A 12,802-nucleotide genomic window follows, 5' to 3' on the forward strand; every position below is an offset into this window, starting at 1 on the left:
AAACCGCGTTCTTCCGCGCCGCATCGGCACGCCCCCATGCGTTCCGCCGGGCCTTTCTCCAAGTTCGACAGCAAAGACACCGACACCGATGACCGACGACACCTCCGCTCCCCCGCCGGGCAAGACCCCGGGAACCGCCGACGAGTACGACCGCCGCGACGCCTTGCGCGCCATCGCCGCCGTCGTGCGCGGCGACGGCATCGAGGTGGATTCGGACAGCACCCCCGCCCGCTGGACCATCGCCGTGGTCCACCCCGTCGCCATTCCCGGCACCGACCGCAGCCTGAAGCTGCGCTTCAAGATCGCGCTCGGGCCGCTGCCGGAGATCGAGGCCGAACTCTGGGGGCTGCTGACGGCGGAGGAGGGCTTCGGCCGCGCCCAGGCCAAGACGCTGGGCAAGCGGGTCAAGGCCGCCTGCCTGTCCTCCTCGGCCATCGAGAAGGCCAAGGGGCGGGTGGATTCCTGGTTCGCCTCGATGGCCCAGCGCGCCGCCGGCTTCGGTGACGCGTGGCGCCCCAAGGGCTTCGCCGAGGAGCTTGGCCGCGTCATCGGCTTCGGCGGCCGCATTCCGCGCTTGCAGACCCTGCTCGACGCGCTGGAGGAGGCCTTCTCGACCGCCGCCGCCCGCGTCGGCCTGAAGGTGCGGCGCGAGAAGCTGGAGGACGCGTCCGGCATGGGCGTGTACCTCGACAGCTTCACCACCGCGCGCGCGATGATCCGCAAGCTGCGGCTCTACGTCGGCCCGACCAATTCGGGCAAGACCCACGCGGCGATGGACCGGCTGGCCGAGGCGGAGAGCGGCTGTTATCTGGCGCCGCTGCGCCTGTTGGCCCTGGAGGGGCAGGAGGCGCTGGAGACGCGCGGCCGTCCGTGCAGCCTCGTCACCGGCGAGGAGCGCGACGTGCGGCCGGGGGCGTCCTTCACCTCCTCGACCATCGAGATGGTGAACACGTCCAAGATCTGGGGCGCCTGCGTCATCGACGAGATCCAGATGATCGGCGACGCGGATCGTGGCTGGGCCTGGACCCAGGCGGTGGCCGGGGTCGCCGCGCCGGAAATCCTGATGACCGGCTCGGCCGACGCCATTCCCTATGTGAAGCGTCTCGCCGACGCCATGGGCGAGGATCTGGAGGTCATCGAGTTCACCCGCAAATCGCCGCTGCGCGTGCAGGAGGAGAAGGTTCCTCTGGCCGAGGTGCGCCGCAGCGACGCGGTGATCGCCTTCTCGCGCAAGGAGGTGATGGGGTTGCGCCACGACCTGCTGGCGCGCGGCCACACGGTGGCGGTGATCTACGGTGCCCTGTCGCCGGAGGTGCGGCGGGCCGAGGCCCGGCGGTTCCGCGACGGCACGGCGGATGTGCTGGTGGCGACCGACGCCATCGGCATGGGGCTGAACCTGCCGGTCGCCCGCGTCGTGCTGTCGGCCACCCGCAAATACGACGGACGCGAGGAGCGCGACCTCAACGCCTCGGAAATCCGCCAGATCGGCGGGCGCGCCGGGCGCTACGGCATGCACGAGGAGGGCCGCGTCGCGGTGCTGGAGGGGGAGACCATCAACCCGGTGCGCCGGGCGCTGACCTCGCCGCCGGTGCCGCCGGAGGATCCGCGCTCGTGGATTTCCCCCAACCTCAGCCATGTCGAGGCCATCGCCCGCGAACTCGACACCGACAGCCTCGCCAAGGTGCTGCGCACGGCGGGGCAGGAGCTGCTGCGCGCCAACCAGACCTTCCGCATGACCGATCTGGAGCAGCGCATCCAGGCGGCGACGGCGGTGGACAAGGCCAAGCTGCCGCTGGCGGTGCGCGACATCCTGGCCCGCTGCCCGATCGACACGCGCGACCAGAACAATTTGCGCCTGCTGGGCGGCTGGGCGACGAACCAGGGCAACGGCGTCCCCAACGGCGCCCCCGACGCCGCCGAACGCTTCCGTCACAACGTCGGCACCGACGTGGAACTGGAGAAGGCCGAGCGCGCGGTGAAGGAACTGACCGCCTACGCGTGGCTGGCCTACCGCTTCCCCGACGCCTATCCCGAGATGGATCTGTGCCAGGAGCGCCGCGCGCATCTGAACGCCTTCATCGAGCGGACGCTGGCCGAACGCTCGCTGGCCCGCGCCTGCCCGGTCTGCGGCGCGCGGCTGAAGGCCAACCATCGCTTCCGGGTCTGCGACAACTGCTACGGCAGCCGCCTGGAGGAGCGAGGGAGCGGGAACGGACGTGCCCCGGGTGGACATGGCCGGGGCGGGCGCGGTCCGGACGGGCGGGGCCGGGACAACGGCGGCGCCGCTCCGGTGGCGGCGGCCCCCGGCGAGAAGCCGGCCCACGCGCATTTCCATCACGCCAAGCCGGGCGGAGGAAAGCCCGGCGGCGGGCGTGGCAAGGGACCTCCCCGCAAGCCCGGCGGGCCGACGAAGCGGCGCGGTCCCCCGGCGGCCTGACCCTGACCCCCTGAAACCGGGCGCCGCCCCCGCTTACCCCAGCAGGGACAACGTCGGCTCCGCCAAGGTGGGGGCGGCGTTTTCCAGCGCACGCGCGATGTCGGCCGGCTTGCCGGACACCCGCAGCGGGTCGGGCCGCCCGCCCAGGTGCAACTCCGTTTCGCCATCCTCGGTATCGCGCAGGAACAGCACGGCGGCGGGGTTCACCAGAACGGTTGCTCCGGTCGTGTCGGTCAGTTCAACGAATGCCATGATGCCCATCCTGTATGCATGCGATGGAAACGCGCAAGAATGTGGTATGTTTCCGGATCGGTCTTTGGTTCCGTCATTCTTCCGATACCGGACCAAAGATTGACCGGAAGAGGGTGCCCCTTCGGCCTCTTGAATGGCATCCCCGCGCGACAAACATGGGCGGTTCAGTCCGGTGGGGCCGAAAGGCTTCGGTTTTCAGCCGCGACCGTTTATAAGCCCGGCCTGCAACATGAGGGGAGCGTCCAGTCTTGAAACTGCTCGTCGTCGAAGATGATCCGCTGATCGGTCCGGCCGTGAAGGCCGTTCTTGAGAACGCGGGCTACACCGTCGTTGGGCCGTTGCGCGACGCCACCAAAGCCGCCCGCGTGGGCGCGCGGGAAAACCCCGATCTTGCCTTGGTGGACGTGAACCTCGCCGGGGGTGAGAACGGGCTGACGCTCGCCCGCCGCCTGTGGGAGGACAACGGCGTGCCTTCGTTGCTGATGACCGGTTTCGATCACCACGCCGAGGAGGCGCGGAGCTTCGCCATGGGCCTGCTGCGCAAGCCGGTGATGCCCGACGCGCTGGTCGACGCGGTCGGCACCGTCGCCGAGATCCTGGGCGGCCTGCGCCCGTCGGCGGTTCCGTCGGCGCTGGAGTTGTTTCCCACCTTCGTGGCTTCGGTCACGGCGTTGCGCGCGCGCCGCACCGCCTGACTCATCGTTCCGTTCGCGTCCGTTCAACGAGGCCCGCTCAACCGGCGGGCCTTTCCGATTCCAGGGGGGGCGGAACGAAGGAAGCTGCCGGCGGGGTGTCGCCGACCGGATCGCCATCGAGCGGATCGTCGCCGAAGCCACCATTCGTCGGGTCCAGTTCCACCCATTGGCGCAGGCCGCTCCACGACGGGTCGTTCGCGGGCAAAACGCGTGTCGAGCCGTTCATCGCCGTCTCCCTGATGCTTTTTTCGCCACGCCGTTCGACGCGGTGTTCTCTCAACACGAAAAAGGTTCCCAAGGTTCATCGCGCGCAGGAATCATCTCCATCTCTTCGGGCGAGCGTCGAAGGAGAGCCTTCCGATGCGCCCCGATGCCAGGGGAGTGCACCGCAACCTTTCGCGGATTGTCCTGTTGGTAGCCCCGAATGGAAACGAACGCAGGCGTGACGGCGCCCGCCGCGATTTCCGACGATCCAACAGGCCCTGCCGCTCCCCCCCCGCGCGGCTGGGCCAGAGAACAGCGAAAGGATTGCACCATGAAACGCTTCATGATCGGAGCCGCCACGGCCATCGCCCTGCTTGCCGGCCCGGCGCTCGCCGATTCCGGCTCCATCGCCGACAGCCCGGCGGCGACCAGCGCCGGCGTGAGCAACTCGGTGAAGAACCCGCCCTGCGTGCCCGGCACCAACGACGCCGGGTGCAGCAACGCGACCTCGGGCAGCTCGGGCAGCGGGAGCTGGAACAGCGGTACGGGGTCGTCCTCGACGGGCACCGGGATGTCGGGCAGCGGTTCGTCCGGCATGGGCACCCCCTCGGGCACGGGCGGCGCCCAGACCACGCCGGGCATGGCCGACACGCCGCGCTCGACCAGCGGTTCCGGCTCCGATGGCGGCCGGGGCACGGCCAAGTAACCAGACCCGGTTCTTAGGGAAAGGGCGCGCAAGCGATTGCGCGCCCTTTTTCTTATGGAAAGCGGTGATCGTAAGCAGAGTGGCGGCAAGCGTGGCTGGACTTCCACAAGCCTGCCCGAATCAACCCTCGCGCACCAGCAGGGCCACCGGGAAGCGCTCGAACAGGGTCGCGGCAGTCACCGCGTCGCCGCCCGCGATGGTCTCTCCGGTCAGTGCGTTGCGCCAGCGTTCGCCGCGCGGCAGCGGGATCGCGGTGTTGCCCCAGTCGGGGGTCTCGCCCAACCCGCCGACCAGACGCGGCACGGCGACCAGCACCGTGTCGTCGCCGGCTTTGCGGGCGAAAGCGACCACATGCTCCGCCTTCTCGCCGGTGGCCTCCAGGGGAAGGCAATCGCCGGACGCGAAGGGTTCGGGCTTTTCGGCGCGCAGGGCCAGCGCGGCGCGCGTCACCGCCAGCTTCACCGCGCCGTCGGTCCAACGGTCGAGCAGGCTCGGGACCGTTCCCCGCTCCAGCGCACCCTCCACCTCCTCCAGCAGGCGGCGGCGGACGGCGTAATCCACCGGCAGCCGGTTGTCGGGATCGACGAGGCTGAGGTTCCACAGCTCGCAGCCCTGGTAGATGTCGGGCACGCCGGGGCTGGTCAGCTTCAGCAGCGTCTGCGACAGGCCGTTGACCATACCGCGCTTGGCGACGGCGGCCTGGAAGGGCAGGAAGCTCTCTAGGAAGGCGTTGCGGCGCGACACGTCGAGCGCGTCGTGGATGAAGCCGGTCACCGCCGACTCGTACGCCTCGTTGGGGGCGGCCCAGGTGGAATGGACCTTGGCCTCGCGCATCGACTTGGTCATGGCGCCGACGATGCGCTCGGCGAAGGCGGTCATCGCGGCGGGATCCAGGCTGTCGGCGGACGCCCCCGTCAACTCGACCGGCCAGGCGCCGACAAGAAGCTGGTAGAACAGGTATTCGTCGTTGCGGTCGGGCGGGGCGGTGCCCTCCACGTCGCCGCGCCGGGCGCGCAGCAGGCGGCTCCAGGTCTGGATCTGGTGCTCCCACTCGTCCGGCATTTCCGAGAGGGCGTAGAGGCGGGCGCGGGTGTCCTCGCCGCGCTTGGTGTCGTGGGTGGTGCTGGCCAGCATGTTGCCGGCCCAATTGCGGGCGCGGTCCTGGTTGGCGCGGTGGAAGGCGGCGGGGCTGACGCCGAAATGCTCCGGATGGCCGCCGACCTCGTTCAGCGCGACCAATCGGTTGTAGCGGTAGAAGGCGGTGTCCTCCAGCCCCTTGGCCATCACCGGGCCGCTGTATTGCTGGAACCGCATTGCGAAGCGCGTCACCTGCCGGTGGCTGTAGCCGCTGCGAGGGCTGGCCACCAGATCGGCGGTGAGCAGCCGCTGGAGGAAGTCGTAGACCGACCCGTCCGGCCCCTGCTCGGCCTTGCGGGCCTGCGAGATCGCCCAGTCGATGTCCCGCCGGTCGAGGTCGGAGGCCGGGCCGCCGTCCACGTAGGTGCGGTAGACCGGGAAGCGGGCGATGGTCTCCTTCAACGCCTGATGCAGGATGTTGGCGGTGAAGTCGGCGGTCGCCGGGTTGGAGCGGGCGATGCGCGAGGCCTTGCGGGCGAGAACGTTCAGCTCGCTCGCCATCTCGCTTTCCATGATGCGGATCTTGGCGAGGCGGACGACGTCCTCGAACTTCTCAGCCCGCCCGATGAAGCCGGCGTAGAGGCGGTCGAAGGCGGCCTCCCCCTTGGGATCGACAAACAGCCCGCCCATCAGGTTGGCGAACTCGTAGCCGGTGGTGCCGTCGATCGGCCAGTCCTCGCGCAGCCGCTCGTGGCGGGCCAGGATCTTCTCGACCACGAGGTAGAAGGGCTTGGAGGTCGCGGCGGTCAGGCGCTGGCAATAGCCCTTGGGGTCGATCAGCCCGTCGATGTGGTCGATGCGGATGCCGTCCAGCGTGCCGTCCTCGACCAGCTTCAGCACCAGACGGTGGGCGACGTCGAACAGCTCCGGCTCGTCCATGCGCAGGCCGGCCAGTTCGTTGATGTTGAAGAAGCGGCGGTAGTTGATGTCGTCGGCCGCTACCTTGAAATAGGCGACGCGCCAGTTCTGTCCGGCGATCAGCGCGTGGAGATGCCCCCAACTGTCGGGCTCGCCCGGATCGCCATGGAAGACGGTGAGGCGCTGGGCGATGGCGTCGGCCACGTCCGCGCGCGTGGCGGCCAGCGCCGCCAGATCCGCCTTGTGATCGGCGGCGCGGCGGATCTGGTGCGGGCGGGCGTAGGCGAGATGGGCGAAGAGGTCGCCGAGCCGTTCCAGCTCCGGGTGGTCGGTGCCGAGAATGGTGCCGTAATCCTGCGGCCGGATCGGCAGCTTGTGGCTGCCGTAGGCCCAGACGGCGAAGCTCCCCACCTCCTTGTCGAAGCGCAATTCCAGCCCGCCCGACGCCAGCACCGCGCCGTACTGGTCGCCCAGCACCGGCACCAGCAGCTTGCCCTGGAGGTAGCGGTAGTCGCTGTCCCATTCGATGTCGAAATACCCGGAGTAGGGGCTGTCCGCCCCCCATTCCAGCACGTCCAGCCACCAGCCGTTGTCGGCCCCGCCCACCCCCATGTGGTTGGGCACAAAGTCGAGGATCTGGCCCAGCCCGTTGTCGCGCAGCGCCGCGACCATGCCCTGGAAGGACGCGTCGTCGCCCAGCTCGGGGTTCAGCGCGTTGTGATCGACGATGTCGTAGCCGTGCGTGCTGCCCGGCCGTGCCTTCATGTAGGGGGAGGCGTAGAGGTGGCTGACGCCCAGCCGGGCCATGTAGTCGGCGATCTCGGCCGTCCGGTCGAAACCGAAAGCGGCGTTCAGTTGCACCCGGTACGTCGCGCGAGGAATCGGCTTGCCGGCGGCGGGGGGCATGGATGCGTGCTCCTTCACGGGGTTCGTCTCAGCGGGAGGTGGGGATGTTGGGACGCGCGGCGCCGAGGATCGTGGCGATGGCGGCGGATTCGGGGGCTTCGGACAGATCCTCCAACGACATCGACAGCTTACGGCGCCAGTTCGGGTACTGGTCCACCGTGCCGGGCAGGTTGACCTGGGCGCGCTCGCCGCTGAGGTCGTCGAGCTGGACCACGGCCAGCGCGGACTTGGTTCTGGCGAGGAAGCCGTGCACGGCGTGGCTCAGCGCCTCGTCGTAGGGGCTGTCGAGGCCGAAGCCGGCGGGGAGCGGGATCTCGGCGGTTGCCAGCGCGTCGAGCAGGGCGGCCTTGTCGGCGCGGCGGCGGTCGCGTTGCTTACCGGCCTCGTCGGCTTCCGGGTAGAGGCCCTTGCCGTCCTTCAGGGCGATGTCGGCCTCCTCCCACCAGCCGCGCAGGGTGGCGAGGTCGTGGCTGCCGACGGTGGCCAGCGCGAGATCCGGGTAGGCGTCCGGCCCCTTGAAGCCGCCGTCCTCGGTCCATTCGAAGAAGACCACGCGGTAGCTGAGGATGGCTGCCTCCGTCATGCGCTCGCGGAAACCGTCGGGGACGGTCCCCAGATCCTCGCCCACCACGAGGCAACGCTGGCGCTGACTCTCCAGGGCCAGGATTCCGACGAGATCCTCCATCGGGTAGGCGACGTAGGCCCCTTCGGTGGGCGGGTGGCCCTCCGGGACCCAGTAGACGTGCTGAAGCGCCATGACGTGATCGATGCGCAACGCGCCGGCGTGGCGCATGTTGGCGCGCAGCAGGTCGATGAAGGGCCGGTAGCCGGCTTCGCGCAGCGCGCGGGGGTGGAAGGGCGGCAGGCCCCAATCCTGGCCGGCCGGGTTGAACAGGTCGGGCGGCGCGCCGACGCGGGCGGTTCCGACGACCACGTCGGGCGTCATCCAAGTCTCCGCCCCGCCGCCGTCCGCCCCGACCGCGAGGTCGCGGTAGAAGCCGATGTCCATGCCGAGCGACGCGGCCCGTTCGGCGGCGGCGCGAAGCTGTTCGTCGGCCACCCATTGCAGCCACGCGAAGAAATCGACGCGCGCGCGGTTGGCCTCGGCGAAGGCCGCGACGGCGGGGGAGGCGGCGCTGCGCAGGTCTTCCGGCCAGCTCTGCCACGCCGGCTTGCCCTCGGCCGCGAAGCGTTCGCGCAGGGACTGGAAGGTGGCGAAACGCTCCAACCCGTCGCCGTGTGCCGTGCGGAAGGCGGTGAAGGCGGCCTTGCGGTCGGCGGGGGCGGTGGACTGGAAGATGGCGAACAGACGCTCCAGCACCGGCAGCTTCAGGGCGGCGACCGCCGTGTAGTCCACGTTGTCGGCGGCGCGGGCCTTGGCGAGGGCGTCCGTGAACTCGGGAGAAACAACCCGTGTACGGACCTCCTCGTCGGTCATGAACTCGGGCAGGGCGGTGGCGTCGATGTAGAGCGGATTCAGGAACAGCCGGCTCGCCGGGGAGTAGGGGCTGGCGTGTTCGGGGTTGTCGAGGAACAGCGCGTGCAGCGGGTTCAGCCCGATCACGGCCGCCCCGCGCGCGGCGGCGAAGTCGGCGAGGTTGCGCAGGTCGCCGAAATCGCCGATGCCCCAGTTGCGGTCGCTGCGCAGGGTGTAGAGCTGCGCCGACAGGCCCCACAACCGCTCGCCCATCGCGATGGGGGTGGGCAGATGGCATTGCGCGGGAACGGCGATCAGCGTCGTCTCGGCCGACATTCCGCCCGCTTCCACCCGCAGCCGGTGGTAACCGGCGGGTGGAGCCTCGCCCAGCGACAGCCGGCGGACGATAACGGGATGCCCGTCCAGCGTCGCGGTCCGGACCACCGGCAGGGTCGCGGTTTCGGCGCTGCCCTCATGGGCCGCGCCGCTCTCCTGGGTCAGGATCCAGCGCAGGGTGCCGGCTCCCTCGGGCAGGGTGACGGCCAGGGCGGCGTTGCCCTCGCCGGTGCGCAGAACCACGGCGGGCGGCAGGAGCCGTGACAACTCCGCCCGGTCGAGCGCGTCGAGATGCTTGGCCGCCGCCGTCTCGTCGGGCGCCTCCACGCCCATGGCGGCGAGCAGGGCGCGCACCGTGCCCTCCCCGGCGGTCACCGTCTCGCCGGCTGCGTTGCCGTAGCTGCGTTCGATCCCCATGCGGTCGGCCAGCCGGTCGAGCGCCGTGGCCTCCTCCAGCGACCACACCACCGACCAGGGCGCCAGCGCGTCCCCGGCGACGCCGGCCCCTTCGGTCCACAGCACGCGGCCCTTGGGCTCCTCGAAACCGGCGGCCGGCGTGTCGGCGAGGTTGGCGATCAGGTGCAGCCGGCTGCCGTCGCCGAGCCGCCAACACACCCGCATGCCCGTCCCGCCGACGACCGCGTGGGTGGCGGCACCGCCCGGCGCGTTGCCGAGGCGCGGCACAAGGACGTCCCGGCGCACCGCCAGGGCGCGGCGGTACCAGTCGAGCCACGCCGCGTGCTCGGGCTGGCCGCGCGCGTCCCAGTCCAGCTTGGCCTTGTCCATCGTCTCCGGCGCGGTCGGGTCGGGGATGCGGTCGCGGTAGTCGGGATTCTGGAATTCGGGAAACTTGGCGAACTCCTCCCGCCGGCCGTCGCGCACCGCCTCGGCCAGCTCGTCGCCGAAGTCGCAGAAGAAGGGGAAGGGCTTGGCCGAGGCCCACTCCTCGCCCATGAACAGCATGGGGATCGCCGGCCCCAGCAGATAAAGGATGGTCGCGGCGCGTAGCGCCTCGGGCTTGGCGATGGCGGAGATGCGCTCGCCGAAGGCGCGGTTGCCGATCTGGTCGTGGTTCTGGATGAAATTGACGAAGGCGGTCGGCGGCAGATGGGCGGAAGGTTCGCCGCGCGCCTCGCCGTCGCGGTAGGCCGAGGGGTGGCCCTGGAAGGCGAAACCCTCGGCCAGCGCGCGGGCCAGCTTTTCCGGGTCGTGGGCGTAGTCGGCGTAATAGCCGCCGTCCTCGCCGGTCGCCGCGGTGTGCAGGCAGTGGTGCAGGTCGTCGTTCCACTGCGCGGTGTGCCAGCGCGGGTCTCCCTCGCCGTGACGGGCCAGGAAGCGGGCTTGGTTGGCGTCGTTCTCCAGCACCAGATGGACGTGGCGGTGGTCCTGGAAGCGGGCGCGGATCCGCTCGGCCAGCTCCTCCAGCACATGCTTGGGGCTGTCATCGAGGATGGCGTGGACGGCGTCGAGCCGCAGCCCGTCTAGGTGGAACTCCTCCAGCCAGTAGAGCGCGTTCTCGATGAAGAAGTCGCGCACCGGGGCGCTGGCGGCGCCGTCCACGTTGATGGCGTCGCCCCAGGGTGTCTTGTGGCGGTCGGTGAAGAAGGTCTTGGCGAAGGCGTGGAGGTAGTTCCCCTCCGGCCCGAAATGGTTGTAGACCACGTCGAGGAAGATCATCAGGCCGCGCGCGTGCGCTTCCTGCACCAGGGTCTTCAGATCCTCCGGGCGGCCGTAGGCGGCGTCGGGGGCGAAGGGCAGCACGCCGTCGTAGCCCCAGTTGCGCGTGCCGGGGAAGTCGGCGACCGGCATCAGCTCGATGGCGGTGACGCCCAGTTCCACCAGATCGTCGAGCCGGTCGATGGCGGCGCGGAACGTCCCCTCCTCGGTGAAGGTGCCGACGTGCAGCTCGTACAGCACGGTCTCGTGCCAAGGGCGGCCGGCCCAGCCGGCGTCGGTCCAGGCGTGAACGCCGGGGTCGATGACCTCGGACGGGCCGTGGATGTCGTCCGGCTGGTGACGCGAGGCCGGGTCGGGCACCGCCAGCCCGTCGGGCAGAACGAAGCGGTAGCGCGTGCCGGCCTGCGCCTGCGCCGTCGTCACCGTGAACCAGCCGTCGCCTTGCGCCGCCATCGGTAGGCGGTCGCCGGTCTCCTCCAGCAGGAGCGTGACCGCGCCGACCGACGGCGCCCACAGCGCGAAGCGGACCGAGCCGTCCGGTTGCACTTCGGCACCGAAAGGCATGGCGTGGGAGCGGCGCCGCTCGTTCCGTGGGGAAACCTTCGCGGCGCCCTCCGGTCCGGCCCCGGCCTGGAGGATGCCCATCGCGCCAGCCAGCGGGATGCCGACCCAGGCGGGGCGGTTGGCCAGCTCGTAACCGATCTCGTAGAACGCCTTCTCCAGCAGGAAGAGCTTGAGAAGGCCGGTCGCGGCGACCGGATCGCGCGGGAAGCCGGGGCAGTCGCCGATGGCCTCGCGGTAGCCGGCGACGAAGGCCGAGGCCGCCTCGCCCTCCCACCAGGACAGCCACGCGGCCCGCGCGTCGCGCGCGGACTCGTCGAGATCGGCGGGGATGGCGTCGCGCGCCATGGCGGCGGCGTAGGCGATGGAGCGCAGCATTCCGGCCACGTCGCGCAGGATGCAGTGCTTGGCCCGGCGCTCGGCCAGCGGGCGCATCGGCTCGCCCTCGAAATCCACGATCTGCACGTCGCCGTGGGAGACCAGGACCTGACCCAGGTGGTAGTCGCCGTGCAGCCGCATGGCGCTGATGTCGGCGGTCTCGGGTATCAGCGCGTCGATCTGCGCCAGGACGCCCGTCCGGCTCTCGGCCAGCGAGGCCGCGAAGGGGGCGATGGCCGGGTCCAGCGTCGGCACCGCCGCGCGCAGCCGGTCGAGGATGCGCGCGGCGAGACCGCGCACGCCCTCGCCCCAGCTTTGCAGGGTGTCCGGCGTCGCCGGCTCCGGCGTGAAGGCGTCGCCGCCGCCCGGTGTGGCGAGCGCGCGGTGCAGTTCCGCCGTGCGACGGCCGAGGCGGCGCAGGAAGGCCATGCCCTCGATGTCGTCGGCCTTGTCGGCGGCGTCGAAGCGGGTGACGCGCGCGTTCAGCCGGCCGGTGACGTGGCTCCAGCCGTCCGCCGCGTCAGGGACCAGCGCCTGAAGGATGCACAGCGTTGTGGAGCCGGAGCTGTTGGACCGCTCGACCCAGCCCAGAAGGGCCGGCGTGTTGGCGAAGCCGGCGGTCTCGGTCAGGAAGCGGCTGACCTCCAGCTCGGGGTGGGCGCCGGGTTCCAGCTTGCGCAGGCCCTTGATGATGGCGGCGTTGCCGACGCGGATCGAGGTGTTGGACTGCTCGGCGGTCATCCGGTGCAGCGGCGCGTCGGGGCCGAGCCGCTTGGCCAGCGCCTCGCCGGCCTTGGTGAGGCCGGCGGTCAGCCCGGACGGTGCCGGAGCGGCGCCGGTGATGGCGCCCAGCAGGGCGCGCACCACCGCGTCGTCGGCGTAGCCGTCGCGCAAGAGCCCGGCCGCCGGCAGATCGCCCGGACGGGCGATGGTGGACGCATCGTCCACGCCGCCGTTCCGATCGAGAAGCAGCGGCAGCTGGTAGAGCTGCGGCTCGCGCCCCGGCGGCTCCACGCGCAGCAGGCAGAGCTGCGCCACTCCGTTCGCCAGCGGCAGGGGCAGCGCGTCCACGATGCGCACGGCCGGGCGGCCGGCGTCCTTGGCGGCGTACCAGCGTCGGGTCATCAGATGGGCGGGCAGCAGATCGTCCTGAAGCCGCGAGAGCAGTTCGCCCTCCAGCGGGCCGGAAAAGGCGTTCGGATTCGGCGCGGTCGGCAAGGGTGATCTCCCGTGTTGAG

7 protein-coding genes are annotated in these 12,802 nt (G+C 70.8%); 3 read left to right on the forward strand and 4 right to left on the reverse strand.

What is annotated here, in order from left to right:
* Positions 1–88 precede the first annotated feature (88 nt).
* On the forward strand, positions 89–2,437 hold the full coding sequence (locus EJ913_RS05230; RefSeq protein WP_126995515.1) for a helicase-related protein: 2,349 nt from the start codon (positions 89–91) through the stop codon (positions 2,435–2,437).
* Positions 2,438–2,470: 33 nt separating this feature from the next.
* Here EJ913_RS05230 and EJ913_RS05235 read toward each other — a convergent pair whose 3' ends face one another.
* On the reverse strand, positions 2,471–2,689 hold the full coding sequence (locus tag EJ913_RS05235) for a hypothetical protein (RefSeq protein ID WP_126995517.1): 219 nt from the start codon (positions 2,687–2,689) through the stop codon (positions 2,471–2,473).
* 248 nt (positions 2,690–2,937) lie between these two features.
* Here EJ913_RS05235 and EJ913_RS05240 point away from each other — a divergent pair, with 248 nt between their 5' ends.
* On the forward strand, positions 2,938–3,384 hold the full coding sequence (locus EJ913_RS05240) for a response regulator (RefSeq protein WP_126995519.1): 447 nt from the start codon (positions 2,938–2,940) through the stop codon (positions 3,382–3,384).
* Between the two features lie 37 nt (positions 3,385–3,421).
* Here the strand turns inward: EJ913_RS05240 and EJ913_RS05245 are convergent, their stop codons facing one another.
* The gene (locus tag EJ913_RS05245) at positions 3,422–3,610 is read right to left on the reverse strand and encodes a hypothetical protein (protein WP_126995521.1); all 189 of its coding nucleotides are present in this window, start codon (positions 3,608–3,610) and stop codon (positions 3,422–3,424) included.
* Positions 3,611–3,919: 309 nt separating this feature from the next.
* Here EJ913_RS05245 and EJ913_RS05250 point away from each other — a divergent pair, with 309 nt between their 5' ends.
* Positions 3,920–4,294, forward strand: coding sequence for a hypothetical protein (locus EJ913_RS05250; protein WP_126995523.1), 375 nt, complete (start codon positions 3,920–3,922; stop codon positions 4,292–4,294).
* Positions 4,295–4,414: 120 nt separating this feature from the next.
* Here the strand turns inward: EJ913_RS05250 and treY are convergent, their stop codons facing one another.
* Together treY and treZ are read right to left on the reverse strand one after the other, a co-directional pair.
* Positions 4,415–7,195: a malto-oligosyltrehalose synthase gene (gene treY / locus EJ913_RS05255; RefSeq protein WP_126995525.1), complete on the reverse strand. Its 2,781-nt coding sequence runs from the start codon at positions 7,193–7,195 to the stop codon at positions 4,415–4,417.
* Between the two features lie 28 nt (positions 7,196–7,223).
* Complete coding sequence (gene treZ, locus EJ913_RS05260; RefSeq protein ID WP_126995527.1) at positions 7,224–12,782, reverse strand: malto-oligosyltrehalose trehalohydrolase; 5,559 nt, start codon at positions 12,780–12,782, stop codon at positions 7,224–7,226.
* Positions 12,783–12,802: the final 20 nt, after the last annotated feature.

The organism is Azospirillum doebereinerae, assembly GCF_003989665.1.
Classification (GTDB): Bacteria; Pseudomonadota; Alphaproteobacteria; order Azospirillales; family Azospirillaceae; genus Azospirillum; species Azospirillum doebereinerae.

Bases quoted from the DNA above. Each gene is read 5' to 3' on its own strand.
- EJ913_RS05230 (WP_126995515.1), top strand. From the start codon at position 89: ATGACCGACGACACCTCCGCTCCCCCGCCGGGCAAGACCCCGGGAACC.
- EJ913_RS05235 (WP_126995517.1), bottom strand. From the start codon at position 2,689: ATGGCATTCGTTGAACTGACCGACACGACCGGAGCAACCGTTCTGGTG.
- treY (WP_126995525.1), bottom strand. From the start codon at position 7,195: ATGCCCCCCGCCGCCGGCAAGCCGATTCCTCGCGCGACGTACCGGGTG.
- EJ913_RS05250 (WP_126995523.1), top strand. From the start codon at position 3,920: ATGAAACGCTTCATGATCGGAGCCGCCACGGCCATCGCCCTGCTTGCC.
- EJ913_RS05245 (WP_126995521.1), bottom strand. From the start codon at position 3,610: ATGAACGGCTCGACACGCGTTTTGCCCGCGAACGACCCGTCGTGGAGC.